The 24,673-nt window shown below is 38.3% G+C and carries 25 protein-coding genes; 15 read left to right on the top strand and 10 right to left on the bottom strand.

The genetic code is table 11. From position 1 onward, the window contains the following. Positions 1 to 225: 225 nt before the first annotated feature. The gene (locus H5119_RS10835) at positions 226 to 471 is read right to left on the bottom strand and encodes a hypothetical protein (protein WP_077538661.1); all 246 of its coding nucleotides are present in this window, start codon (positions 469 to 471) and stop codon (positions 226 to 228) included. Positions 472 to 1,013: 542 nt separating this feature from the next. Between H5119_RS10835 and H5119_RS10830 the strand changes: the two genes are divergently transcribed. Continuing rightward, positions 1,014 to 1,397 carry a response regulator gene (locus H5119_RS10830; RefSeq protein ID WP_077538659.1) on the top strand — a complete coding sequence of 128 codons (384 nt, stop codon included), beginning with the start codon at positions 1,014 to 1,016 and terminating at the stop codon, positions 1,395 to 1,397. Positions 1,398 to 1,504: 107 nt separating this feature from the next. Here the strand turns inward: H5119_RS10830 and rpsT are convergent, their stop codons facing one another. Then, complete coding sequence (rpsT, locus tag H5119_RS10825) at positions 1,505 to 1,765, bottom strand: 30S ribosomal protein S20 (RefSeq protein WP_008166555.1); 261 nt, start codon at positions 1,763 to 1,765, stop codon at positions 1,505 to 1,507. A gap of 294 nt (positions 1,766 to 2,059) precedes the next feature. Here rpsT and murJ point away from each other — a divergent pair, with 294 nt between their 5' ends. From murJ to H5119_RS10760, 13 genes are all read left to right on the top strand, one after another. After that, entirely contained in the window at positions 2,060 to 3,598 is a 1,539-nt protein-coding gene (gene murJ, locus H5119_RS10820) for a murein biosynthesis integral membrane protein MurJ (protein ID WP_404936253.1), read from the top strand. Positions 3,599 to 3,682: 84 nt separating this feature from the next. Beyond that, the gene (gene ribF, locus H5119_RS10815; protein ID WP_182702227.1) at positions 3,683 to 4,633 is read left to right on the top strand and encodes a bifunctional riboflavin kinase/FAD synthetase; all 951 of its coding nucleotides are present in this window, start codon (positions 3,683 to 3,685) and stop codon (positions 4,631 to 4,633) included. 5 nt (positions 4,634 to 4,638) lie between these two features. Then, positions 4,639 to 7,467, top strand: coding sequence for an isoleucine--tRNA ligase (ileS, locus tag H5119_RS10810; protein ID WP_182702226.1), 2,829 nt, complete (start codon positions 4,639 to 4,641; stop codon positions 7,465 to 7,467). A 12-nt stretch (positions 7,468 to 7,479) separates the two neighbouring features. Further along, entirely contained in the window at positions 7,480 to 7,980 is a 501-nt protein-coding gene (gene lspA, locus H5119_RS10805; protein ID WP_182702225.1) for a signal peptidase II, read from the top strand. After that, positions 7,977 to 8,417, top strand: coding sequence for an FKBP-type peptidyl-prolyl cis-trans isomerase (gene fkpB, locus H5119_RS10800; protein ID WP_077538652.1), 441 nt, complete (start codon positions 7,977 to 7,979; stop codon positions 8,415 to 8,417). The genes lspA and fkpB overlap by 4 nt, the downstream gene beginning before the upstream one ends. Further along, a complete protein-coding gene (gene ispH, locus H5119_RS10795; RefSeq protein ID WP_182702224.1) occupies positions 8,417 to 9,346 on the top strand; it encodes a 4-hydroxy-3-methylbut-2-enyl diphosphate reductase in 930 nt (309 codons plus the stop codon). Before fkpB ends, ispH begins: the two co-directional genes overlap by 1 nt. A 30-nt stretch (positions 9,347 to 9,376) precedes the next feature. After that, positions 9,377 to 10,411: a sensor histidine kinase gene (locus H5119_RS10790; protein WP_182702223.1), complete on the top strand. Its 1,035-nt coding sequence runs from the start codon at positions 9,377 to 9,379 to the stop codon at positions 10,409 to 10,411. Continuing rightward, positions 10,408 to 11,109, top strand: coding sequence for a LytTR family DNA-binding domain-containing protein (locus H5119_RS10785; RefSeq protein ID WP_182702222.1), 702 nt, complete (start codon positions 10,408 to 10,410; stop codon positions 11,107 to 11,109). Before H5119_RS10790 ends, H5119_RS10785 begins: the two co-directional genes overlap by 4 nt. Before the next feature lie 347 nt (positions 11,110 to 11,456). Then, positions 11,457 to 12,008: a type IV pilus modification protein PilV gene (gene pilV, locus H5119_RS10780; protein WP_077538644.1), complete on the top strand. Its 552-nt coding sequence runs from the start codon at positions 11,457 to 11,459 to the stop codon at positions 12,006 to 12,008. A gap of 1 nt (position 12,009) precedes the next feature. Next, a complete protein-coding gene (locus tag H5119_RS10775) occupies positions 12,010 to 13,005 on the top strand; it encodes a PilW family protein (RefSeq protein WP_182702221.1) in 996 nt (331 codons plus the stop codon). Further along, positions 12,993 to 13,499 carry a pilus assembly protein PilX gene (locus tag H5119_RS10770; protein WP_182702220.1) on the top strand — a complete coding sequence of 169 codons (507 nt, stop codon included), beginning with the start codon at positions 12,993 to 12,995 and terminating at the stop codon, positions 13,497 to 13,499. Before H5119_RS10775 ends, H5119_RS10770 begins: the two co-directional genes overlap by 13 nt. Positions 13,500 to 13,514: 15 nt before the next feature. After that, on the top strand, positions 13,515 to 16,697 hold the full coding sequence (locus H5119_RS10765) for a pilus assembly protein (protein WP_182702219.1): 3,183 nt from the start codon (positions 13,515 to 13,517) through the stop codon (positions 16,695 to 16,697). A gap of 10 nt (positions 16,698 to 16,707) precedes the next feature. After that, positions 16,708 to 17,130 (top strand): type IV pilin protein, encoded by a 423-nt coding sequence (locus tag H5119_RS10760; RefSeq protein WP_182702237.1) that lies wholly within the window; start codon positions 16,708 to 16,710, stop codon positions 17,128 to 17,130. 1 nt (position 17,131) lies between these two features. Here the strand turns inward: H5119_RS10760 and H5119_RS10755 are convergent, their stop codons facing one another. After that, positions 17,132 to 17,668 (bottom strand): GspH/FimT family protein, encoded by a 537-nt coding sequence (locus tag H5119_RS10755; RefSeq protein ID WP_182702218.1) that lies wholly within the window; start codon positions 17,666 to 17,668, stop codon positions 17,132 to 17,134. Between the two features lie 79 nt (positions 17,669 to 17,747). Next, on the bottom strand, positions 17,748 to 18,323 hold the full coding sequence (locus H5119_RS10750) for a GspH/FimT family pseudopilin (protein WP_182702217.1): 576 nt from the start codon (positions 18,321 to 18,323) through the stop codon (positions 17,748 to 17,750). Between the two features lie 153 nt (positions 18,324 to 18,476). Between H5119_RS10750 and glnB the strand changes: the two genes are divergently transcribed. Then, positions 18,477 to 18,815, top strand: a complete 339-nt coding sequence (glnB, locus tag H5119_RS10745; protein ID WP_077539086.1) for a nitrogen regulatory protein P-II — start codon at positions 18,477 to 18,479, stop codon at positions 18,813 to 18,815. 130 nt (positions 18,816 to 18,945) lie between these two features. Here glnB and H5119_RS10740 read toward each other — a convergent pair whose 3' ends face one another. The 6 genes from H5119_RS10740 to H5119_RS10715 form a co-directional block, all read right to left on the bottom strand. After that, positions 18,946 to 20,301 carry a sodium-dependent transporter gene (locus H5119_RS10740; RefSeq protein WP_182702216.1) on the bottom strand — a complete coding sequence of 452 codons (1,356 nt, stop codon included), beginning with the start codon at positions 20,299 to 20,301 and terminating at the stop codon, positions 18,946 to 18,948. 186 nt (positions 20,302 to 20,487) lie between these two features. Further along, the gene (locus H5119_RS10735) at positions 20,488 to 21,792 is read right to left on the bottom strand and encodes a HAMP domain-containing sensor histidine kinase (protein WP_182702215.1); all 1,305 of its coding nucleotides are present in this window, start codon (positions 21,790 to 21,792) and stop codon (positions 20,488 to 20,490) included. 19 nt (positions 21,793 to 21,811) lie between these two features. Continuing rightward, the gene (locus tag H5119_RS10730) at positions 21,812 to 22,516 is read right to left on the bottom strand and encodes a response regulator transcription factor (RefSeq protein WP_182702214.1); all 705 of its coding nucleotides are present in this window, start codon (positions 22,514 to 22,516) and stop codon (positions 21,812 to 21,814) included. Positions 22,517 to 22,537: 21 nt separating this feature from the next. Further along, positions 22,538 to 22,921, bottom strand: coding sequence for a DUF3019 domain-containing protein (locus tag H5119_RS10725; RefSeq protein WP_182702213.1), 384 nt, complete (start codon positions 22,919 to 22,921; stop codon positions 22,538 to 22,540). Continuing rightward, on the bottom strand, positions 22,911 to 23,768 hold the full coding sequence (locus H5119_RS10720; RefSeq protein WP_182702212.1) for a MipA/OmpV family protein: 858 nt from the start codon (positions 23,766 to 23,768) through the stop codon (positions 22,911 to 22,913). The genes H5119_RS10725 and H5119_RS10720 overlap by 11 nt, the downstream gene beginning before the upstream one ends. Positions 23,769 to 23,857: 89 nt before the next feature. Beyond that, positions 23,858 to 24,661, bottom strand: coding sequence for a hypothetical protein (locus tag H5119_RS10715; protein WP_182702211.1), 804 nt, complete (start codon positions 24,659 to 24,661; stop codon positions 23,858 to 23,860). Positions 24,662 to 24,673 lie beyond the last annotated feature (12 nt).

Here is a 24,673-nt window from a genome sequence, read left to right as displayed (position 1 = left end):
CCTTCTTAATTTAATAGATTGAAAAATAATGTGCCGTGCAAATAGACCTTGGGGTGTGAATATATTTTTAAAGGGTAAATTGGAATTTTAATTAATTTATTTTATTTAAATAAAAAATTTACGAGCCTGTAGGGGAAGTCGTCTTGTCGTTATTAGTGCAGGTTGAAGTTCAATCATAAAAAAACCCAGCAGAGCTGGGCTATAAAATATTCTAAGGAGAAATTGTTAACTTTGGGTTACATTAAATTGCCCAAAAGTATAAACCTTGAACAGGTAAAAAGTATTTATTAACACCAAACTCATATTTGAAATAACACTCGACGACATAAGATCTAAGCTAAATGATAAGAATAATAAACCACACGCACTAATAGCTGCAATGCGCAGTAAAGTGATCTGGTTGATAAAGAATGCACCTAAACCTAGTGCAAGTAATATAGTATTTAAAAGCCAATCTAGCTCGTTTAGCATGGTCGTTTCAATAGTTCAGTTGTTGAAAAAAGGAGCGCCATTATGTTGATATTTTGCACAGCTTTCAACCAAGTAATTTTAAATTTTCAGATTAGTTTTTTTAATCCAAAAAATCATTATTGTTATGTATTTATCATCAATTACAGTTCTTAATGCTTTTGGTGGGTGTTTAAATAGCACAGTGAATTATTTGATTAACATTTATTATAAATAGAGATTTTAACTCGAGAAGTGGGTTGTTCATCTGGGTTAAGAGTAACTTACGACAAGACATGACTTAATAACGAGATAATCTTCATTGCTTTAAAGTATTTATAATATATGGAGCTTTGCTTTTAGCAGGCTGACACTATTAATGCGTTCTCATGTTTGGTCATTATATAAATGTATGACTTCTTTATTTAACTGGTACTTATTATTTATGGCTTAACATAAAGCAAATGTGGTCTTTTTGGTGTAGGTCTCTATAATTAAAAAAGTAAATTTATATATGAAGTTAGAAATTAATTATAATCTAGCTTATAGCCTATGAAGGAATAAAGATGAATACGCAGCTATCAATTTTAATTGTAGATGACGTTAGCACGGTGCGTAGCTTTTTGAGTCAAACGCTAATGCATTTAGGGATAGATAATGTAAAGGAAGCATCTACCGCCTCACAGTGTATTAGTGAGTGCCAAGCTGCAAATTATAATATTATTTTTTTAGATATTGAATTACCAGACGGGGACGGCAAAGAGTTAATAGCGCAGATCAACGATTTAAGCCCTGAGACGAATGTTGTTATGGTGTCGGCTCACTCTGGTATTGAAAATGTAAAAGATGCAATAGATAAGGGGGCCAAAGGTTTTGTAGTTAAACCATTTACTCCTAAAAAAATAGCGGCAATGCTTAAGAAGTTTTATCCAGACTTGGAAAATGTATAACACCAATCTGCTTAAATATTTATGCCGGTGGTTATAAACTACGAAATTAAGTTTTAGACAAAAAAAAACCGGCTAAAGCCGGTTTTTTATATTCTAACAAAAACAAATTATAGAGCTTTAATTTTAGCTGCTATACGGCTCTTATGACGAGCTGCTTTGTTTTTGTGGATTAGACCCTTAGTTGCGTAACGGTCTAGGATAGGTGTAGCAACAGAAAAAGCTTGCTGTGCAGCTTCTTTATCGCCAGCTTCAATAGCAACAAGTACTTTTTTGAAGTAAGTGCGCATCATTGAGCGACGGCTTGCGTTGTGCTGACGGTTCTTTTCGCTTGTGATAGCGCGTTTTTTTGCAGACTTGATGTTAGCCAAGGTTTGCTCCTAACAATCTTAAAATAAAGCTTAAATTAAAGGCCGTGGAATATGCCTGTTTCTATCATGAATGTCAATTTAAATTTAACATCCAAGAAAAACTGCACCATGTAACGAGCATCAATTTGCCGCTTTAGCAGTTAATGACGACATTGTAACAAAGCACAGACCCTCAGCCTAGTGCTTTAAAGCGATTTATAAAAAAGACTGTGGCATAATTGCATCTATTAGGGATTTTTAAGTAGGTTTAAAGTGTCAAAAGGTTTATTTCGTTCCGGTATGATTGTTAGCTGCATGACTATGATATCGCGAGTTTTGGGGCTTGTACGTGATGCTGTAGTAGCTAATTTGTTAGGCGCAAGTGCTGCAGCTGATGTTTTTTTATTTGCTAATCGTATTCCAAATTTTTTACGCCGTTTGTTTGCAGAAGGTGCGTTTGCTCAAGCATTTGTACCTGTATTGAGTGAAATCAAAGAGCAGCAGGGGGATGATAAAGTTAAACTGTTCGTTGCACAGGCTGCTGGTACGTTAGGGACTATTTTACTTGTTGTGACAATTGTAGGTGTAATTGCGTCTCCTGTTATCGCTGCACTATTTGGCACTGGCTGGTTTATTGATTGGTGGCAAGGCGGCCCTGATGCCGAAAAGTTTGAACTTGCTAGTTCATTACTTAAATTTACTTTCCCTTATTTATTCTTTGTAAGTTTAGTGGCACTAAGTGGTGCCGTAATGAATGTGTATAACCGGTTTGCTGTTGCTGCATTTACACCGGTTTTACTCAATGTATCTATAATTACATGTGCAATTTTTTTACATGATAAATTTAGCGTTGGGGCTTATTCTCTCGCAATTGGCGTGTTTGTTGGTGGTGTGGTGCAGTTGTTGTTTCAACTTCCATTTTTGTATCGAGCAAAAATGCTGGCTCGACCGCGTTGGGCATGGCAAGACGAAAACGTAAAAAAAGTACGCAAACTTATGTTACCGGCTTTATTTGGTGTCTCTATTAGTCAGATTAATCTGTTGCTAGATACCATGATTGCGTCATTACTAATGACAGGCTCAATTGCGTGGCTTTATTACTCTGACCGTTTAATTGAGTTTCCGCTGGGCTTATTTGGTATTGGTATAGCGACAGTTATTTTACCGGCGCTCTCTAAATTGCACAGCAGTAAAAAAAATAGTGACTTCCAGCACACTCTCGATTGGGGGGTGCGTTTTGTTATATTTTTAGGTCTGCCTGCAATGATAGGCTTAATGATCATTAGCCCACTTATTATTACTGTTTTATTTGATCACGGAGCGTTTAAAGAAGACAGTGTTGATCATGTTAAAGCCGTAAGCTTAGGTGTTGTTGCGTATTCAGTTGGCCTTGTCAGCTTTATGCTAATTAAAGTACTCGCGCCAGGCTTTTATGCTCGCCAAGATACCAAAACACCGGTGCGTATTGGTATTATTACCCTTGTGCTAAATATGGTGTTTAACATTATGTTGGCTCCTTTTATTGGTTATTTAGGTTTAGCGCTGGCTACTTCATTATCGGCCAGTTGCAATGCATTTTTACTTTATAGGCAGCTTAAAAAAGAAAACGTATATCAGTTTTCATCAATGAGTATACGCTTTACTGTTAAGTGTTTTATTGCAAGCGTTGTTATGGGAGCTATTACATGGTTTGTGAGCAGTTACTATTATTGGGCTACTTGGGCCTTTACAGAGCAAGTTGTATTACTAATAGCGTTGGTGGTTTTGGCAGGCGTTAGTTACTTTGCAATGCTATTTTTGATGGGTGTTAGACTAAATACGATAAAAAGTGTAGCAATTACTGAATCAAATTAAAAAAAAGATTATAATCGGCAACTCTGCGGCTTTAAGTGTTTTTTAGTCGTAATTAATAACTCGCTAAACAAGGCATCAGGTGGCATGGAGTTAATTAGAGGTATACACAATATTCGCCCACACCATTTTGGTTGTGTGTTAACTATTGGTAATTTTGACGGTGTTCATTTAGGCCACGCTGAAGTATTAAAAGGTTTACTTACTGATGCTAAAGCGCATAGCTTGCCTAGCACTGTAATGCTGTTTGAGCCTCAGCCACAAGAGTTTTTTGCCAAAAACAATGCACCTGCACGGTTAACGCGCTTACGAGATAAGCTACGTTTGCTAAGTAAGTTAGGCATTGAGAGAGTTATTTGCATTAGCTTTACTCAGCAGTTTGCAAATATGCACGCTGAGCAATTTGTTAGCGATATTTTGATTAAAAAGTTAGGTGTTAAAGCACTCACTGTTGGCGATGATTTTAAGTTTGGTAAACAGCGCCAAGGTAACTTTGCTTTACTTGCTAGCATGGGAAAACAAGCGGGCATGGATGTAAAAAGCACCGCGAGTTTTCGCCAGTTAAATGCTAGAGTGAGCAGCACTTTAATACGAGATGCTTTAGCATCAGGCGACTTAGCCAGTGCAAAAGTAATGCTTGGCCACGATTATGCTATTTCTGGACGTGTTATTCACGGCTGGAAAAGAGGGCGAGAGCTTGGTTTTAGAACCGCAAACATTGCTCTAAAACGCCAAGTTTGTCCCGTTAATGGGGTGTTTGCTGTACAAGTAACGATTGCAGGAAAACAGATTTTTGGCGTTGCAAATGTAGGTAATAAGCCCACATTTAATGGGACGCGCGCATTATTAGAAGTTCATCTTTTTGATTTTGCGCAGGATATTTACGGACAATTTATGCATGTGGAGTTAATAAAAAAACTTCGCAATGAAAAAAAATTCGAGACATTAACACAATTAACGGCGCAAATAGCAACTGATGTTGCTGCCGCTAAGCAGTGTTTTGGTTTAAATCAGGTAGCCGATAGAGACGGAATGTAGGATAAATGAGCGACTATAAACATACTTTGAACTTACCGGAAACACCGTTTCCAATGCGTGGCAATTTGGCACAACGTGAACCAAAAATGCTTAAAGCATGGTATGAAGACGACCTATACGGTCAAATTCGCAGCGCTAAGAAAGGTAAAAAGACCTTTATTTTGCATGACGGCCCTCCGTATGCAAATGGCGACATCCATTTAGGCCACTCAGTTAATAAAATATTAAAAGACATTATTGTTAAGTCTAAAACATTATCTGACTTTGATTCACCATTAGTTCCTGGTTGGGATTGTCATGGTTTACCAATCGAGTTAATGGTTGAGAAAAAAGTAGGCAAGCCGGGCGTAAAAGTAACCGCGAGCGAGTTTCGTGAAAAATGCCGTGCATACGCTAAAAAACAAGTTGAAGGTCAAAAAGTTGATTTTAAACGTTTAGGCGTATTTGCAGATTGGGATAAGCCTTACTTAACAATGAACTTTGACTTTGAAGCGAATGCAATTCGTGTACTTGGTCGTATTATTGAAAAAGGTCATTTGCATAAAGGTGCTAAGCCTGTGCATTGGTGTACAGATTGTGGTTCAGCATTAGCAGAAGCTGAAGTTGAATACCAAGATAAGCAATCACCAGCGATTGATGTACGATTTACTTTTGTTGATCAAAATGCTGTTGTTAGCGCATTTGATTTGCTTGAAGGCCATAAAGGTGAAGGCAGTGTTGGTACTGTTATTTGGACAACAACACCGTGGACGCTTCCTGCAAACCGCGCCGTGGCAGTGCATGCCGATTTAGAGTATGCATTAGTACAGGTTGAAGATGAAGGCGTACAACAACGTCTAATTTTAGGCTCTGAGCTTGTTAAAGATGCAATGGACCGTTTTGGTTTTAATCACTTTCACGTATTAGGTTATGTAAAAGGTGCTGCGCTTGAAAACTTACAAGTTGCGCATCCTTTTTATGATTTTAATGTACCGGTGATCGTTGCAGAACACGTAACGACTGATTCAGGTACTGGCGTTGTACATACTGCCCCTGGTCATGGTCAAGAAGATTTCGTGGCTGGTTTAAATTACAACCTTGAAGTAGCTAACCCTGTTGGTGCAAATGGTGTTTATTTACCAGATACCGAACTTTTTGCAGGTCAGCATGTATTTAAAGCGAATGCGAGCGTAATTGAAGTATTAAAAGAGCGTTGTGCGCTTATGCATCATCATGCGCTTACGCATAGTTACCCACATTGCTGGCGTCATAAAACCCCTATTATTTTCCGTGCTACACCACAATGGTTTGTAAGTATGGATCAGGCTAACTTACGTCAAGATTCTTTAAAAGAAATTAAAAACACGCAGTGGTTACCAGAGTGGGGCGAAAGCCGCATTTCTAACATGGTTGAAAGCCGCCCAGATTGGTGTATTTCTCGCCAGCGTACTTGGGGCGTGCCAATCGCGTTGTTCGTTGATAAAGACACCGGTGCACTTCACCCAAATACACAAGAGCTAATTTCACAAGCAGCAGAGCTTGTTGAAAAGTCTGGTATTCAAGCATGGTACGATTTAGAACCAGCTACTTTACTTGGTGAAGCAGAGGCCAAGCAATACATGAAAGTGCAAGATACGCTAGATGTATGGTTTGACTCAGGTGTGTCACACGCTTGTGTTGTAGACGCACGTGAAGACTTAGTGGGTCCAGCTGATTTATACCTTGAAGGGTCTGATCAGCACCGTGGTTGGTTTATGTCATCAATGATGACATCAGTAGCTATTAATGGTCATGCGCCATACCGCCAAGTATTGACGCATGGTTTTACTGTTGATGAAAACGGCCGCAAAATGTCTAAGTCACTAGGCAATGTTATTTCACCACAAAATGTGATGAATAAACTAGGTGCCGACATTCTACGTTTATGGGTGGCTTCTACCGATTACACGGCAGAAATGACTGTGTCGGATGAAATATTTAAACGTTCAGCCGACCGTTACCGCCGTATTCGTAATACTAGCCGTTACTTACTAGCTAACCTAAATGGTTTTGATCCAAAAACAGATCAAGTTGCTATTAATGACATGGTTGAGCTTGATAAGTGGATTGTTGGCCGTGCAGCTCAGTTGCAAGACGAAATTTTAGCCGCATACGATAGCTACCAAATGCTATTAGTAACGCAAAAGCTAATGAACTTCTGTACGGGTGAGCTTGGCTCCTTCTACTTAGACGTAATTAAAGACCGCCAGTACACAGCTAAGAGTGACAGCCATGCTCGTCGTTCTTGTCAAACAGCGCTTTATCATATTGCAGAAGCAATGACGCGTTGGATGGCCCCTATTATGAGCTTTACCGCACAAGAAATTTGGGAAGCGTTACCGGGTGAGCGTAGTGACTACGTATTTACATCAGTTTGGTACGATGGTTTACAAGCGCCAACAAATAGCCAGTTTAGTAACGATGACTGGTTAGAAATTCTAACTGTACGCGACGAAGTAAACCGCTTATTAGAAGCTGCACGTAAAGAAGAAGTCATTGGTGCAACGCTTCAGGCAACAGTTAATTTATTTACAGGTAAAGAGCTTGCCGCTAAATTAAATGCGCTTGGTGATGAACTGCGTTTTGTATTGTTAACATCAGCTGTAAATGTTACTGAAGTTGATAGCCAGCCTGCTGATACACAAGCCACCGAAATTGAAGGCTTATTTATTAGTGTTGCTGCAACAGATGCTACTAAATGTGAGCGTTGTTGGCATTACAGCGAAGATGTAGGTGTTGAGCCTGCTCATCCTGAAATTTGTGGTCGTTGTGTAAGCAATGTTGATGGCGAAGGCGAAAAGCGTCAATTCGCTTAGGAGTTATTCTCAGTGAGCAAACTAGCCCAAAAAAGTGGTTTAGTGTGGCTTTGGTTGAGTCTATTACTTTTAGTAATAGACTTTGCCAGTAAAACACTTGTTGTAGGGACAATGGCTTATCAAGAGTCGATAAATTTACTCCCTGTTTTTAGTATTACCTATGTTCATAACTATGGTGCCGCTTATAGCTTTTTAAGCGATGCGGGTGGTTGGCAGCGTTGGTTTTTAAGTGCGATTGCCATTGCTATTAGTGCTTTACTTGTGTGGTGGCTAAAACGTTTACCTGCAACAAACAAAGTACTGTGCGGTGCCTACGCGTTGGTACTTGCAGGTGCTATTGGTAATTTATACGATCGTATTGCGTATGGTTATGTAATCGACTTTATTCACGTATTTTATAAAGACTCACATTTTCCTGTATTCAATATTGCTGATTGCGCTATTTGTATTGGCGCAGCACTATTGTTATTTGACGCCTTTACCGGTGAGAGTCCGAAGGAGCATAAAGCATGAGCCAAGCTGTAATTGGTGAAAACTCGCAAGTTATTTTTCATTTCTCTATTAAGTTAGAAGATGGCTCTGCCGCTGATTCTACTAAGGTACATAATAAGCCAGCTAAATTAGTAATGGGTGACGGTAGCCTAACAGCAAACTTTGAAAAATGTTTATTAGGACTAACAGCTGGCGAAAGCAAAACCTTTGAACTAGAACCTGAGGATGCGTTTGGTCAGCCAAACCCAGATAATATTTACTATGTTGACCGTAGTAAATTTGGCCCAGAAACACCAGCTAAGGTAGGTGCAATTATTGCGTTTACTCAACCTGATGGGACTGAACTTCCTGGTTTAGTGCGTGAAGTGCAAGGTGAGTCGGTAACGATTGATTTTAATCATCCTTTAGCAGGTCAGCGTTTAACGTTTGAAGTAGATATTATTGAGGTAGAAGGTTAATGGAAATATTATTAGCTAATCCTCGAGGCTTTTGCGCTGGTGTTGACCGTGCGATTAGTATTGTTGAGCGCGCTTTAGATATTTTTGAAAAACCGATTTATGTTCGTCACGAAGTAGTGCATAACCGTTATGTGGTTGACGGGCTAAAAAGCCGTGGTGCAGTATTTGTTGAAGAGCTTGATCAAGTACCTGACGATAGCATTGTTATTTTTAGCGCGCATGGCGTATCGCAAGCTGTTCGTTTGGAGGCTAAACGCCGTGATTTAAAAGTATTTGATGCAACGTGTCCGCTTGTAACTAAAGTACATATGGAAGTTACGCGCGCTAGCCGCAAAGGTATTGAGTGTATTTTGATAGGTCATCATGGGCACCCTGAGGTAGAGGGGACAATGGGGCAATACGATAACTCAGCCGGAGGTATTTACCTAGTTGAAACAGTGGAAGATGTTCTGTCATTAAATGTAAAAAATGCAGACAATCTTTTTTACTGCAGTCAAACAACGTTATCTGTAGATGATACAGCGGATGTCATTGATACGCTTCGTACTAAATTTCCATCTATTGATGGACCGCGTAAAGATGATATTTGTTATGCAACACAGAATCGACAAGATGCAGTGCGTGATTTAGCAGACAAAGTTGACGTGTTATTAGTCGTAGGGGCTAAAAACAGCTCTAACTCAAATCGCTTGCGTGAACTTGCAGATAAAATGGGTACGGTTGCTTATTTGATTGATGATGCCACTGATGTGCAAGCCCAGTGGGTTGTAGATGCTAAATCAGTGGGAGTCACTGCCGGTGCATCGGCGCCAGAAGTGCTCGTACAACAGGTAATTAGCCGATTAAAAGAACTTGGTGGTAAACAGGTTGTTGAGAATCCTGGTGAAATAGAGAATATCGTATTTGCTGTGCCAGTAGAGCTGCGTTAATTTAAAAATTCAGATTAAAGGAGAGTCGTTATGAGCAAATCGCTTCAATCTGATGCATTGCTTTTTTCGGCTCTTTTTAATGAGCGAGGCGTTCTAGCTTCGCTTATTGTGTCTCAAGTTATTGCTATTGTGCTGGCGTTTTCACCCAATACAGATGGGGATATATGGCAACGCCTTGGGGTTATCAGTTTATTTATCCATTTAATTGTTTTAGTCAGTACTTCTTCTTTATATTTATGTCGGCTCTTTTTACAAAAACACACTCATTTTTTTCAATTAGCTTATTTTTTTATTACTTTTATAGTAAGTACGATTGCATTTAGCATACTGTTTTCATACTTTGCTTTTGATATAGAAAATAGAGAACAACTGGTGTTTTTTACTCTTCGAAATTGCATTATTGTTTTTTTGCTTACGGCATTATTTGTACAATTTTTATTACTTTACTTTGAAAATGAACAGCAAACAAAAGCGCTTTCTCGCGCCGAGCTCGATGCACTCCAAGCGCGTATTCGCCCCCATTTTTTATACAATAGCTTAAATACAGCCGCAGAACTTACTCATCATGATGCACAAGCCGCTGAGCAGGCTATTTTGGCGTTAGCATCATTATCGCAAGCCGCAATGCGCTCAGGGAAAAATGTATCTTTAGAAGATGAAATTGCGTTGAGTAAGCAATACATTGCACTCGAAATGTGGCGTTTTGGTACTCGTTTACAAGTTGATTGGCACATACCAAATGAGTTGCCAGCACTTTTAATTCCGTGTTTAACATTGCAGCCTTTAATTGAAAACGCGGTCTACTATGGTGTAGAAACGAGCGAAAGTGGGGCTGTTATTAATGTTGAGCTGCATGTTACTACTGGCTATTTAACTATTATTGTTTCTAATCCTATAACGGTGAATGAAACTAAAAAAAGAGCTAATAACGGCATGGCACTTGATAATATTCGCCAGCGATTAAATATTTATTATAAAAATAAAGCACAACTAACAATAGCTAATAACCATGGCGTATTTAGGGTGAAAGTTGTGATCCCTAAACGTGTTGAGAATATTTCATGAATATACTCATTGTTGATGATGAGCCCCTTGCTCGGGTACGCTTAAAGCGCTTACTTATTAATAGCCAAACGATAAGGTTATTAGGGGAGGCAAGTAATGGCCGAGAAGCGTTACAATTAGCTAAAAAACAGATACCTGATTTAGTTTTTTTAGACGTTGATATGCCTGGAATGAGTGGGTTAGAGGTTGCTAAAGAATTGAATTTTTCGGCTGTTCCCCCTGCAATTATATTTACCACGGCGCATCCAGAGCATGCATTAGATGCTATTGGATTAAATGCTGCGGGTTATTTAGTAAAACCAATATCAGAGCAAAGCTTATATAAAGCAATAGAGCAGTTAGGGCGCTTAACTAGAGTACAGGTACAAAAGCAGCACATGAATAAAATTAGCTATCAGCTAGCAGGTACGCTTAAGAGTATTGAAATGAAATCAATTTTTTATTTTAGTGCGGAAGAAAAATATACAAAAATAGTATTCGAAGAGGGTGACGCACTTATTGAGCAAAGCTTAAAGCAGCTCGAAGCGTTATACCAAACTTTCATTTTACGTATTCATCGCAACACCTTGGTAAACAGAAGCAAGATTATCGCTTTACATAGCCAAAGCAATGGACACCATGTTATTCAATTACAAGGTTGTGATGAATTACTTCCCGTTAGCCGCCGTGAATTAAGAGCCGTTAAGGATGCACTCTAAATAACCTGAACTCTGGATAATAAATCTATCTCAAGCAGCTTTTTCAGCGCTAACTGCATTGAATTTACTTACAATAGGCCAGCTATTGACACGTAATTCCGCCTTATTTTCACTGAAAATCTCTTGCTAGAGAAAAATAAATTTAAATATTATTATGATTCAATATATTAGTAAATGTCTTAACCAGAGTTCAGGTTAAATACCAAACAGTCTGCTACAAATTTAATTTCGCAAGATAAGCAGGATCTAACCGTTCATCAATAAATATAACCGTCTGTCGTAGTCCTACTTGAATCCACCTATAAATCGCATAAACTTACAATTAGATAATTTTATTTGGTTTTACTATGCAATCGTACCAGTTTAAATTGCAAAAAGGTTTCACACTTATTGAAGTGCTTATTGCATTTATTATTCTTAGTTTTGGCTTATTAGGTGCCGTTGCGCTGCAAGCGAAGGCAAAACAAGCCAGTTTTGACTCTATGCAGCGTGCTGCTGCTATTGCACTTGGAAATGATATAGTCCAGAGAATTCGCGTTAACGACAGCCCCCAATTAGCGACTCTTTATAAACAGTCCTTTACGAGTAAAACAGCAACTAATTCATCAACCACGTGTTTTGAAGGCTCGTGTAGTGCAGCTCAAATAGCTTTACTTAATATAGAGCAGTGGAAACGTGCTATTCGAGCGCGTGAAAATACGGGCTCACTAGATGGTGCAACAGTATGCATAAACTTAACACCAACAGGCAGTAAGGCATTTAATTTGGAGGTTATTGTATCATGGCAAGGCCGACAAGAATTTAAAGCAAATACACAAACAAGCAAAGTTAACTGTGGTGCCGCGGATAAGAAACGCCGTCTAGTCGTTTTAACCAGCTATATTTACATTAGGAGCTAGTATGTATCAACGAGGCTTTACGCTTTTAGAAATGATGATTTCACTTTTTATCGGTGTGCTGATCTTAGGTGGCGTTATGTTTACGTATATTGGCATGAAAGTTACGACGAAAGACACAATGACCATAGGCGAGCTTCAAGAGACTGGTCGTCTAGCAATAAATATAATGCAGCGTGATATAGAACAAGTTGGCTTTTGGGGAACTTTTTACGAAGACTCATTCGCAGCAAAAAACACTGAGACTTTATCTGCCCCTAGTGGTGACTGCTTTGAAGGGGTAAATAATGGAAGTTTTCCAGATTTTTCTAGCGGGAGTAATTTTAGATCTATTTATGCAAAAAAAGCCAACTCAGGAACCGAGCTTAACTGTGTAAAAAATCCGATTAAAGGGAGTGATATTCTACAAATAAAGTTTTTACAGGGTAAGCAAATTATAATCGAACCTGGAAATAACAATACACAAGATGACGAAAACTATTTTATTGCAGAGCAAGAAAAATCCCAATATGTTCGTGGAATTATAGCTCCTGGAACATTAAATATTAGTGCAACTGTTTGGCCTTATAGCCATCATGTTTATTATCTTGCGAAGCAAACCTATAAAGTAAATAACAAAAGTTTAACAGTACCTGCTTTAATGCGAAGTCGCTTAGTTAATGATGCTATGAAAACAGAAACAATTATGGAGGGGGTTGAAAATATGCGTTTTGTTTTTGGTTTGGACACTACAGGCGACAATCGTGTGGATACTTACAGAAGCATTAACGATATGACCCCGAGTGATTGGGAAACCCGCAGAAGGATATTAACGGTGCAGATGTTTTTATTGATCAGAGCACTACAGCCGGATGCCGGTCTTAAGGTTAAAAATCAAACCTATACCTTGGGTGAAGATGCAAATAAACGTGAATTAAAATTCACTGATAACTTTAGACGTACCGTATTCACGACAACGATTCGTTTGAATAATGTTGGAGGAAATTCATGGCGAATTTAAAAAACACCTCGCTAAAACAGCAAGGAGTGGTGCTTATAACAGCGCTGATCATGGTTATTGCAGTAACGGGGATAGCGGTAACATTAATGAGTAGCAGTAGTATTGATGTGAAAATTACAAATGCGGCACAAGAAAGAGAAGTGGCAGAAAATAAGCTAATTGGAGAGATACAGCGCGTAATTTTTACTGAAGTAAAAAAAGGCGGTAAGAGTAGTTTTTTATTAAGCCCTGAGGAAACGATAACAAAAGTAGTCAAAGAAGGTGAAGCCGATACTTTCATTTCAGCAAAAGATATAGCGAACCATGACGGTATGAAAAGCACAATGACTAATTTAAATCAGGGGGTTCAAAATTTAACTTGCCTGCGAAGTAATGCAGCAACTACCGGTATTTCATGCAATATACTACAAGTTACGACGACTATTGAATATGGCTCAAAAAGCAAGCACCAGTTAACAATAGTAACTGGAATGGCACAACAGGTAGTTAATTAAGTGAGCGGATTTAAAATGAAATTTAAGAAAGTGTTTGCCTCATTCCTTTGTTCAATTGTAAGTTTATCGGTCATTGCCGAAGATATAGAGCTATATGTAAATCACAACGTTGAGACGGATGAAAAGCCACGTGTTTTAATGATTTTTGATACATCCGGCAGCATGGCGTGGGATGTAACAGATGGAGATAGGTGTTATGACAGGAACTATTCTCAGATAGAGTGCTTTGAAAGCAAGTCCATATATAACCGAAATCAGCAATGCTACAAAAGAGTGAATGGCTCTTTGCGGGCTTCGTGTCAGGATAGTCGTTTAAAAGTTGCACAAAATGCCATTAAGCAATTAGTCAATGATAATGATGACATTGATTTTGGTTTAATGCGTTTTAATGGCAATAATGGTGGCTATGTTTTAGCCAGAATTGGTTCTGAAAAGGCATTTTTGTTAAACCAAATTAATGCATTGCCGGCAAGTGGCTCTACACCATTAACTGAAACCTTGTGGGAGGCGTACTTGTATATCACAGGGCAGCGTGTTTACTATGGGACTAACACTAATTCTCGTGATTTTACTGCAGAATCTTTCGGGGTATATCAGTCACCTTTTAAGCCAGTATCTGGTGAGCCATTACGCTGTGATAACAGTGTAAACATAATCTTAATGACAGATGGTGACCCATCTGAAGATGCAAATCGAAACAGCGACATAAATGAATTACATAAAAGCTATTTTTCCGGTAATGGACCCGTTGTGAGTAATAGCTATTTAACGGCATTAGCTAAAGTTATTCATGGTACTAAAGATGTTGAGATTGATTTATATACAAACACAAAAACAGTGCATGATATTGGTAGAGTCTATCCGATAGGCTTTGGGACAGGGATGAGTAATTCAGGTAAAAATTTACTCTCTGATACAGCGTCTTATGGTGGTGGTCAATATTTGCATGCAAATACTGCAACGCAATTATCAGATGCTTTAAAAAATACAATTTCACGGATTCGAGAGGTTAATGATAGTTTTTCATCTCCATCGGTCGCGAGTAACAATGTAGATCAAACGAGGAGTCGTAACGCGATTTATTTTGCCATGTTTTATCCGGAAACAGGTGCTCGATGGCGAGGGAATTTAAAGAAACTAGAAGTCTCTGGTAGTACAATTATAGATTCAGCAAGTAAACAAGCGCTAGATAATAATGGTTTAATTGATAAAGGGGCCAAAACATTTTGGCTCCCCAGTGGAGATCCTGCCGATGGTAATGCCGTCGCGCAAGGTGGCGTTAATCTTCATTTAACGACACTAAATACGACTAGTCGAAATTTATATACTGATAAAGAGGGAAAAATAGTCAGTTTTAACACATCAGTTGTAGGCGACATACTTGATTTAGTTACTGATAATCCCCTTAGCTTAGCAAGTTCAGACATAAAATGGGCTATGGGGGTAGATGTAGACGATGAAGATAAAGACGGTTCATCAAACGATCAGCGTTTAGATATTTTTGGCGATCCACTGCACTCGAAACCTGTTGCCATTGATTATGGCAATGATGATATTCGTATACTTATTGGCACTAATGCTGGCTTTTTACATATGTTTAAAGATAGTGGTAATACAGTGAGCGAAAGCTGGGCATTTATTCCCTCTGATCTATACGACATAATTAAGCCATTACGCAATAATCAGGCTGAGACCAAAGTGTATGGTATGGATGGGCCGATTAGTGTTTATTTTAATAATAAAGATTTAAATAACGATGGTATAAACGATGGCATTATAGATGCTAAAAAAGGTAATGAGGTTTGGGCTTTTGCTGGAATGCGCCGTGGAGGGAAAAATTACTATGCGTTGAATATAACATCTCCAAATAAGCCTGAAAAATTATGGGATAAGCCAATAGAAGGCGGTAAAGGAGACTTTAAGGAACTTGCTCAAACATGGTCTAAACCAAAAATCGCCTATATAAAAGCTTTTGGTGATAAGCCATTATTAGTTTTTGGTGCAGGGTACGACACCAATAAAGATGCCGCTATACGTAGTGAGGATGATATCGGGCGAGGTATTTTTATTGTGGATGCGAAAGAAGGGACTCTAGTATGGGCACTGACTCCAGACAAGAATGGTTTTACAGGTAAGCACAGTATTGCCGCCGATGTAACAACACTTGACTCTGATTATGATGGTTATATTGATAGGATTTATGCGGCAGACACAGGTGGTAATATATGGCGTATCGATATGCCAGGAACAGATGTAGATGAGTTTAGCCACTTTAAACTAGCTGAATTAGGTAGTAGCAAGGCAACAGAAGATAGGCGTTTTTTTTACCAGCCATTAGTGGCAAGAACTATGTTTAGTAAGGTTACAGAAACGACAATCAATGGTAAAAAAACAGTCACTCGCCTTGATACGCCTTATGATGCGGTAGTGATTGGAAGTGGTAATCGTTCAAAGCCAACTGATACGAATGAAAAAGATCAGTTATTTATGATCCGAGATGAAAATACGCTTACAAAATCATATAAAACTAAAGCGCCAGATAGTATTAAGCCAGCAGATTTGATGCAAATGAATAGTGACCCATTTGGGAATGCATTGGATGATGTAGATAAGTTTGTTGAGTTAGAAGCTGACTTAGCTGATTTTAAAGGCTGGCGATATGAGCTTGGAACCGGTGAAAAATCTCTAGCAGCTTCGACTGTGGTTGGTGGTGTTGCTTACTTTACGTCCTTTACACCTGAGTCAAAAATATCAACTGAAAATCAATGTTCACTCAGTGGCGGTGGGGGCTCTTTATATGCTTTTCATTTGCATTATGGAACTAAAGTTTATGACGAGTTAAAATTTGCAACGAGTTATGATGTGCCAGATACCCCTCAGCTCTTCTTTGGTGAAGCACCCTCTTGTGTTGATAGCAATGCCGATGGCAAATGTGATAATGACCCTAGTGTTGACGTTACCCAAGAAAGCCAATTTTATTTTCCGGGTCCATTAAGAAAAGATGGAGATAATCCAATGAAGCCGATTAAAATACAAGGGCCTGATTTGGTGGTTGTTGATGGCAAAATAAAGCTAGTAGATGAAGAAGATACTTCAGGAAATCCAGAAGATACTTCAGGAAATCCAGTGACTTTAGGGCTTGAGGTTTTCCAAACTTATATTTATAAACGTGAAGAAAATGATGAAATTAAGAACTAAGGATATACAAATGCTAAAAAAGCAGAATGGATTTACACTCATTGAACTTATGGTAGCCGTTGCTATTGTTGGTATATTAGCTTCTATAGCGCTACCTAATTATACCGAATACGTAAAGCGCGCATCTAGAGCAGAAGCTGCCGCTGCTTTATTGGATGCTGCAAACAAAGAAGAGCAGTTTTTTGTTGATAATCGTGAATATACTAAAATATTTTCAGATTTAGGTATTGAAAATAAAACTGAAAACAAACACTTCGAGTTATCAATAGAATTAAATACAGAAAAAACGACATTTACTATAACAGCAAAACCAATTGCAGGAGTGGTAAAAGATGATGCAGACTGTAAAGAATTATCCATTACTGATGTCGGGCTCAAAGGCGCTAAGGGTAAAAAAGGCAATTCCGATATTAATTATTGCTGGGGAAGGTAGCTTATTTTTTCTGGCATTTATTAGTTGATTTAATTCTAATTCTTCCTGTTTGGCTTATTGATAAAGCAAGTCCTTCCAGATTTGCTATATCATTGTTTGGGCAGTAGATAAAAGTACCGTTTTGAAAACCATTTAATGAGCCATCAGGTCTAAATGTAATCGCATTTCTTGGGTATTCAAGACTATCTGCATGGTGAGTATGCTCAAACGTACTTAATAGTAATTCTTCGTCATTTAGCGACGTAGACTTATCACTATCAATAAATAGTGATACCTGGTCATCCCAATAATCTACCACACACTCATTATTTTTTAGCGCACATAATGTAACGTATGTTCCATTTTCTATGGCATATAGCCTTGCGTAGTTAATGTTACGATGTAATAAGTTCATTTGATTACTTGCACGATTTAAGGCTAAAAAATCAGGAGAAAAAGACAGGGTAAGGTGGCTAATTATTGCAAAAATAGTTATGCATACCATTATTTCTAAAAGGGTCATCCCAACAACATTGTGTGAAAGTGTGATATACCTCATCCTTGAAGTTCCCGTTAGTGCAAAACATTATTTTAGTGTAGTAAATGATAACAATATGACAAGTATGTTTGGCTGTTTTTTAACCGCATTTACTTTCGCTATCACCAAGATAAAAGGCGGTGCCCGACTGGGTTATAGTCAACGCTTTTACGTTCTCGCTACCGCTATTTGGGCAATATACGAAATCACCCGGCTTAGTGGTAATTCGACCACTTGTATTGAATCGCAACATACTTTCGTTTCCTGTATATTTTAGCTTATCGTGTGGTCCAATTTTTTCCATTACACGCAGTAAGCTATCTCCGGGTGAATTGTAGCTAACTTTATTTTTATCACGGTCTTCTTTTGAATTGATTTTATCGATAAAAACAATGATTATTTTATTTTTATCCCAATTACTCCTGCATGGTAATTGTTGATCGTTCCTTTTTAGGGCATTGAACTGTACCGGGCAAACAATGACAATTTCATCGGAGCTGGCTGCTTGAGAGCGCGCATAGCTAACATTCCTCTTTAATTCTAACAAAAAATTCTCAGCGCGGTTCTCTTCTAGCATGTTACTACTGCTCCAAAGCGCAATTGAAGCGACAATCCCCACAATCGCAACCGTAACCATTAGCTCTAATAGGGTAAAGCCATGTTTCTTATTTTTCATATTAATCTCACTTACTGCGATAGTGTAATTATTGTTATAGTGAAAATTATATCACGGCTGATTGTTTTATCACCGCAATTCAATTGCTTTGTTTGCTATGAAGATAATGATTGTCTAAAATCGAGGTAATTAAAGCTTTGGAAAATAATGAATATGAAAAAAATTGAAGCAATCATCAAACCTTTTAAATTAGATGATGTGCGTGAAGCGCTATCGGAAGTCGGTATCAACGGAATGACGGTGAGTGAAGTTAAAGGCTTTGGGCGTCAGAAAGGGCATACCGAATTGTATCGTGGTGCTGAGTATATGGTTGATTTTTTACCTAAGGTAAAACTAGATATTATTTTAGCGGATGACGATGTAGAGCGTGCTATAGACGTTATTGTTAAAACAGCACAAACAGGAAAAATCGGCGATGGAAAAATATTTGTCACTGATGTAGAGCGTGTTGTTCGTATTCGAACTGCTGAAGAAGATGAGGATGCTATTTAAGCATTTTTATATCTGTTTTTTATTAAAATTCACAAGTTTTTAATTTGAATTCGCGTGGTTTTAATCTGAGATCCGTAATTAGCACGCTAATTACGGATGGTTTATTTTTTATAGCGTATTTTTGAGGTATTTAGCTTAGCAGTGAGTGCAAAAATACCATGCCTATAGCGAGCGGGCATACGAACTTAGTGTACCAAGGCCATATTTTCCAGAATAATGTGTTATGTACTTCTGGATTACCTTGCTGAATTGCTTTAAGCAACGAGCCTCTATACCAGATCCAGCCTACAAATATACAGCACATCAGACCAAGTAAAGGCTGAGCAACTTTGGTTGTAAGTGTAATTACTAAACCAAATAAACTCTCTAGATTACAGACTATAGTAATACTAACTACAGCAATTAATGCACCAATTAGGCATGTTGCTTGTACCCGCTTAAGTGCAAATCGCTCTACGGTATACGATACGGGTGCTTCAAGCATTGAAATAGATGATGTTAGTGCTGCAATGCTCATTAGCGCAAAGAATGCAAAGCCTACAAATAAACCCATGTCACCCATACCATCAAAAAGCGCTGGCAATACTTGAAATACTAACGTGTCCTCTGAGAGCAGCTCACCTGTTGTCGAAGAGAAAATCTCAACCCCTTGTGCTTGTGCAACGTACATAGCCGGAATAATAAGTAAGCCTGCGACAAAGGCAATGAATACGTCTATAAGCGTTACATAAGCCCCAAGTGAAACTAAATTTTCTTTTTTACTGATATAAGAGCCATAAATAATCATAACACTGGTGCCCAGTGATAATGAGAAAAAGGCCTGGCCTAATGCGCTAACTAATAATTTAGCGTCAAAAATAGACGAAAAATCAGGAACAAGGTACGCTTTTAAGCCCTCAACCGCACCATCTTGAGTCATTACGTAAGCTATTAGCGAAAATAAAATCCCTAAAAGTGCAGGCATTAAACGTTTTGACCATTTTTCAATGCCATTTTCGACACCACGGCTAATAATAGCCACTGTTAATAGAATAAACACGATAGTAAATATGATATTGCGGGTAAGTGATTGTTCACTTAACCACATTGAAGCTGATGATGCGCCAACTAATGTTGTGACTGGCTCTATCGTCGCGCTGAGCATCCAGCCTGCAACGATGGCATAAAAGCTAAGTATAAAGCCCGCACATAAAATACCGCCAAAGCCGACAATAAAAGCAAAGTGCTTTTGCCAAGGTTTATTTGATATTTTTGCAAGTGATGAAACAGCATTTGCTTGGCCGTGTCGACCAATCATTAGCTCTGCCATTAATGCAGGGTAGGCTAAAAAAAATGCCAATACTAAATATGCAACTAAAAACGCTGCACCGCCATTACTGGCTGTTTGTGTGGGAAAGCCCCAAATATTGCCTAAACCAACGGCAGAACCCGCAGCGGCCATAATGAAACCAAAGCGAGAGCTAAACTCGCCTCTAATTGCGCTCATATTATTGTACTTCTCTATTTTGTGACGGCGCTGACAATCTACTGGAAATGTAAAAAAATAAAAAGTGCTTATTGCTGATCTTACGCAATTTATTGAGTGAGCAGTGTGTTATAACCGTGAATTTTAATTAGTATTACCGTGTTTTATAAATTACCGAGTTGATTTAAAAGTCGTCCGGTACAGCACTTAATGAATACTTTGCGTTTTATAATGTTGATCAATAGTAAGGGTAAAGCAGGCGCCTCCAAGTTGTTTGCTGGTACTGACTTGAATATTACCGTGATGCCAATCGGCAACTTTAGCCACAATAGCTAAACCAAGGCCATAACTTTTATCTGCACGATTTCGGTGTGCCTCTTCTTTAAAAAATGGACTGAATACGTTGTTAAAGTTTTCCTTAGCAATACCAGGGCCATCATCCTCAACAGTAATAACAAGTTGTTGCTCATCAAGGCGTGCACTGAGGTAAATATGTTGTTCAGCAAAGTCGCATGCATTGGTTAATAAGTTTGTGATTGCGCGAGCGAGCCAGTGTAAGTCGGCGTTAATTATATCGTTCGAACTGTTGAGTTGAATATTGAGCATTTGTGATTCTAATTTAGGGGCTAGCTGCACTAAAATGTTTTCAAGGTAGTGCTTAATATTAGTGGATGAATACGTTAATTTATTAGCATTTTGTTCAAGTGTTGAAAATGCTAAATAGCTTTTTAGCATTGATTCCATATGATCTAAATCATTTTCCATACGGGCTAAGTATTGTTTTATTTTTTGTTTTTCGCGGCTGTCTAATGCTGCGTCGAGCCCAAACCTTAAGCAGGCAATTGGTGTGCGTATATCGTGAGAAAGACTCGAAGCCATAAGCTTATTTTCAGCAACTAGTTTTTCTATTTGGCTGGCCATCCGGTTAAAAGTAAGCTCTACATCTTTAATATAAGTAAAGTACGATACTTTAATTCTGGCTTGCACGTTACCTGATGCAAACTTTTTAGCCGCTTCATTTAAAACAGTGAGGCGTTTTGCTAGGGGGGCTATAATAAAACCCATAAAAACACATAACCCAGTATAAAAAAGAAGAGTCAGTACGATATCGTTACGCTGCTCTTTATTTGCGCGTTTATCTAGCCGCATTGAAATATGATAGGGGCTTAACGTTTGACTGCTATAAAGCATATAAAAGCCTTGTTGATCCTCTAAAATCAAACCATTAGGTCTATGCATTTGCAATAATAGTGAAGGAGGCAGAGCAAGTGAGTCATTTAATTTATAATCAAGCAGTAAATCAAAGTCATCAGCAAGTTTTTTTACATAAGCTTTACGTTCGGAAGTGGCAATATAAGTTAACTGCTGACTAAAACCAGTAATCATTTTACTTTGTACAGCAAACTCATCTTGTGGTGTGTGGGTTTGTTGGCTAAATGTATCAATTAACCAGCCTAACACTACAATCGATAAAAGTGCACTGCCAAGCAATGAGATATAAAATGTTTTCATTTATATACGCATCATTTTATTACCACGCGGTGGTAACGAGTAAATAGCCTCGCCCCCAGATGGTTTTAATTTTTTCTGGATTTTGCGGGTCGTCGTTAAATTTTTTACGAAGCGCAGAAATAAGCACGTCAACACTTCTATCAAGGCCGTCGTATTCTCTGCCTTTAGTTGCTTTAAAAACAGCATCGCGAGACACTACTTGACCTGCGTTACTCGCTAAGTAGTGCAGTAATAAGTACTCGGCGCTCGAAATATTTATATCTTGCTCGTTAAATTTTACGTTACGTGATTCGGTGTTAATACTCAACATACCAACAGTAACAATATTATTGTTTGTTTTTGGCTTGTTAGGTTCATTGTTTTGGCGAAGTGCCGCTTTGATCCGCGCTAAAAGCGCACGTGGACGAACAGGCTTCATTATATAATCGCTTGCTCCGACCTCTAAACCTATGACTTCATCCATTTCTTCGTTTCGAGCGGTAAGCATGATAATTGGTGCAGTATAAAAGCTACGAAGCTCTCTGCATACACTGATGCCATCTTGCCCAGGTAACATAATATCGAGTAGAACAATATTTGGGTTTAAGGTTTTTACTTTACTTATTACTTCATCACCTCGGTGGCAAACATGAGTGGTGTAACCCTGCTCAGTTAAATACTCAGCGACCCATTGAGCGAGCGATACATCGTCTTCAACGAGTAAAATAGTACCGTAATTATCCATAAACTATCCTTAATATGTTGTTTAAAATAGTCGCCAACGACGCTTTTTTTGCCTATTTTGGTATACCCACTGTAGCTTAACTTCGCTGGTATCGATTACTTTTGATGTGTTACTGTCAAAAAGCTCAAACGAGATGCTTTGCTCTGAGTCAAATGTGTAATTAAGCGTGCCTTGTTTTTGTTTTAGCCAACACTGCATAATATATTTAGAGGTTGCATCACGTAAGCAGTAGTTGCCAATAGTCGGTTGCTGCCATGTTATGACGACGTCAGCATAGCAATTTCGCCCTTCACGTAAGGCGACACATGTATCGGGAATTATAATAAGTGGTGCTGGGTTACTTTCTGTCTGTGCAGACAAAACAGTAGGAAAAATTGCGAGTATGCAAATCCATCTAAAATACATAACGTAGGCCTACCTTGGCTTTGTGTTGATATCTTTGAGAAATGATAGGACTGTTATCAATTTCTTTTGAAAACCATGTAGTAAGCCAACCAGCTAAAAAAACCCAATCTTGGTTTATAGGGTACTCCGCATGAAATTCAAAAATAAGACTAGTGCTAACGTTTGTTTTATAAATAGGGCGTAGTGCTGAAGCTTCATCTTTATCTATGCCAAAATAATAGTTAGTAAAATTGGCAGAATATGCACTTAGTCCAACACCCGATCTAAACTCCCAATTTCGCCAAGGTAAAATGTGACTAAAAAAGGTATTAATAATCCAGCCATTGTGAGTGCTTGAAATATCATGAAGGTATTCAAATGATATTTGTGAGTTAGCAAAGCGACGAGTTAATCTAAGACCAGTATCAAAGTCATAGCTACGTGATTTTATACCGCGTAATTCATCGATTATATCATTCCCGGTAAGGCCAATACCTCTTTCATCAAACCCTGCTTGAATATTGGTGGCTAAAATATCTAATCCCCAATCAAACTTATCAACTAAACTATAGCCTATTACAAGGCCACCACTGAGTTGGTTATGATCGAAGTCGAGATAGAATTTATCGTAAGATATAGCAAGGCTTAAATCAATTTCCATACCGTCGTCGTAGGAGTCAACCCCGACTAAGTATGAATCTTTAATATAATAGCCCCCACCAGCACTCCAATCCCAGGCAAAGCCTTGAGTAGGCTCTAGTGTGTTATCGGCGTAGTAGCGATTACTTGCCATACTTGTGGTACTGAACATGCAGCTACAAAACAAGCTTATATAAAATAAAGTATGGTTAAGTAAAGAGTGTTTCATCTTTCGACCTAATTATTAGTTGTTATAAAGCGTAGTATATTGTTAATAGCCTTTCATAATCTGTAAGAAAGTGTAGTGAAAGCTGCGCTTTACTGCACTTTAATTTTATCTATTAATATACTGCTTAAGTAAAATTGCATCATAGGAGTCAATGCACTCACTTCTGTGCGATTACATGGGCCACTTATTTTTGTCAGGCTAGATAGCTTCGATATTATTTTATAGCTGGGTATTTCTACTTTTTTATCGACTCGAGCAAGGCGCGCTTGCTCTGTATTTTGTTGGTGGATAAAAGCAGCTACTTCTAACTCGTTAGAGATTTTTTGTTCTTCGCTAAAGTTATAAGCCAGCGGCTCTCGATGAAAGCTTGCGCTGTCTATTGATGATTTTGCAAACCACACAACGTCACCAGACTGTTTATGGGTTAACCGCATGCTTACTTCTGTAAAAATCGCTGCGCATTGTTGAGCGGGGTATTGTTGAACAACCTTTTTATACAGAGAATATGTTTTTTCTGGTTTACTTGGTGTGTATTGAATATCGTCTTTAAATGTTAAATCAAGTTGTTGAATTGTAAGAATGTAATCACTATCGTTTCTTGTTGTTACTTTTAATTGTTTTTCGTTAAGCGCTTGGCTTATTTGCGACAATAACGTGTCAGTCATACTTGCTTTATCTGATACGATTTTAACTGTTTGATTAATCTTTATTTTATGAGCCGGTAATTGAACCGATTTTACTTTTGGAGAAGCATGCTCTGTTTCATACTCAAGCAGGTATGTTTGACTTTTTAAAGTTGGCTTTAACGGCATGGTTAAAGATTCAGCAGGTTGCTTTGTGATTGAACAACCAGCGGATAAAAAAATAAAAAGTAATACAACTAAAAAACGCATAAGAACTAAACA

The sequence above is a fragment of the Pseudoalteromonas sp. SG45-5 genome, assembly GCF_014164085.1.
In the GTDB taxonomy this organism is placed as follows: Bacteria; Pseudomonadota; Gammaproteobacteria; order Enterobacterales; family Alteromonadaceae; genus Pseudoalteromonas; species Pseudoalteromonas aliena.
This window is presented reverse-complemented; position numbering and strand designations above follow the sequence as displayed.

Bases quoted from the DNA above. Each gene is read 5' to 3' on its own strand.
- H5119_RS10835 (WP_077538661.1), bottom strand. From the start codon at position 471: ATGCTAAACGAGCTAGATTGGCTTTTAAATACTATATTACTTGCACTA.
- H5119_RS10830 (WP_077538659.1), top strand. From the start codon at position 1,014: ATGAATACGCAGCTATCAATTTTAATTGTAGATGACGTTAGCACGGTG.
- murJ (WP_404936253.1), top strand. From the start codon at position 2,060: ATGACTATGATATCGCGAGTTTTGGGGCTTGTACGTGATGCTGTAGTA.
- ribF (WP_182702227.1), top strand. From the start codon at position 3,683: ATGGAGTTAATTAGAGGTATACACAATATTCGCCCACACCATTTTGGT.
- ileS (WP_182702226.1), top strand. From the start codon at position 4,639: ATGAGCGACTATAAACATACTTTGAACTTACCGGAAACACCGTTTCCA.
- fkpB (WP_077538652.1), top strand. From the start codon at position 7,977: ATGAGCCAAGCTGTAATTGGTGAAAACTCGCAAGTTATTTTTCATTTC.
- ispH (WP_182702224.1), top strand. From the start codon at position 8,417: ATGGAAATATTATTAGCTAATCCTCGAGGCTTTTGCGCTGGTGTTGAC.
- H5119_RS10790 (WP_182702223.1), top strand. From the start codon at position 9,377: ATGAGCAAATCGCTTCAATCTGATGCATTGCTTTTTTCGGCTCTTTTT.
- H5119_RS10785 (WP_182702222.1), top strand. From the start codon at position 10,408: ATGAATATACTCATTGTTGATGATGAGCCCCTTGCTCGGGTACGCTTA.
- pilV (WP_077538644.1), top strand. From the start codon at position 11,457: ATGCAATCGTACCAGTTTAAATTGCAAAAAGGTTTCACACTTATTGAA.
- H5119_RS10775 (WP_182702221.1), top strand. From the start codon at position 12,010: ATGTATCAACGAGGCTTTACGCTTTTAGAAATGATGATTTCACTTTTT.
- H5119_RS10770 (WP_182702220.1), top strand. From the start codon at position 12,993: ATGGCGAATTTAAAAAACACCTCGCTAAAACAGCAAGGAGTGGTGCTT.
- H5119_RS10765 (WP_182702219.1), top strand. From the start codon at position 13,515: ATGAAATTTAAGAAAGTGTTTGCCTCATTCCTTTGTTCAATTGTAAGT.
- H5119_RS10760 (WP_182702237.1), top strand. From the start codon at position 16,708: ATGCTAAAAAAGCAGAATGGATTTACACTCATTGAACTTATGGTAGCC.
- H5119_RS10755 (WP_182702218.1), bottom strand. From the start codon at position 17,668: ATGAGGTATATCACACTTTCACACAATGTTGTTGGGATGACCCTTTTA.
- H5119_RS10750 (WP_182702217.1), bottom strand. From the start codon at position 18,323: ATGAAAAATAAGAAACATGGCTTTACCCTATTAGAGCTAATGGTTACG.
- glnB (WP_077539086.1), top strand. From the start codon at position 18,477: ATGAAAAAAATTGAAGCAATCATCAAACCTTTTAAATTAGATGATGTG.
- H5119_RS10740 (WP_182702216.1), bottom strand. From the start codon at position 20,301: ATGAGCGCAATTAGAGGCGAGTTTAGCTCTCGCTTTGGTTTCATTATG.
- H5119_RS10735 (WP_182702215.1), bottom strand. From the start codon at position 21,792: ATGAAAACATTTTATATCTCATTGCTTGGCAGTGCACTTTTATCGATT.
- H5119_RS10730 (WP_182702214.1), bottom strand. From the start codon at position 22,516: ATGGATAATTACGGTACTATTTTACTCGTTGAAGACGATGTATCGCTC.
- H5119_RS10725 (WP_182702213.1), bottom strand. From the start codon at position 22,921: ATGTATTTTAGATGGATTTGCATACTCGCAATTTTTCCTACTGTTTTG.
- H5119_RS10720 (WP_182702212.1), bottom strand. From the start codon at position 23,768: ATGAAACACTCTTTACTTAACCATACTTTATTTTATATAAGCTTGTTT.
- H5119_RS10715 (WP_182702211.1), bottom strand. From the start codon at position 24,661: ATGCGTTTTTTAGTTGTATTACTTTTTATTTTTTTATCCGCTGGTTGT.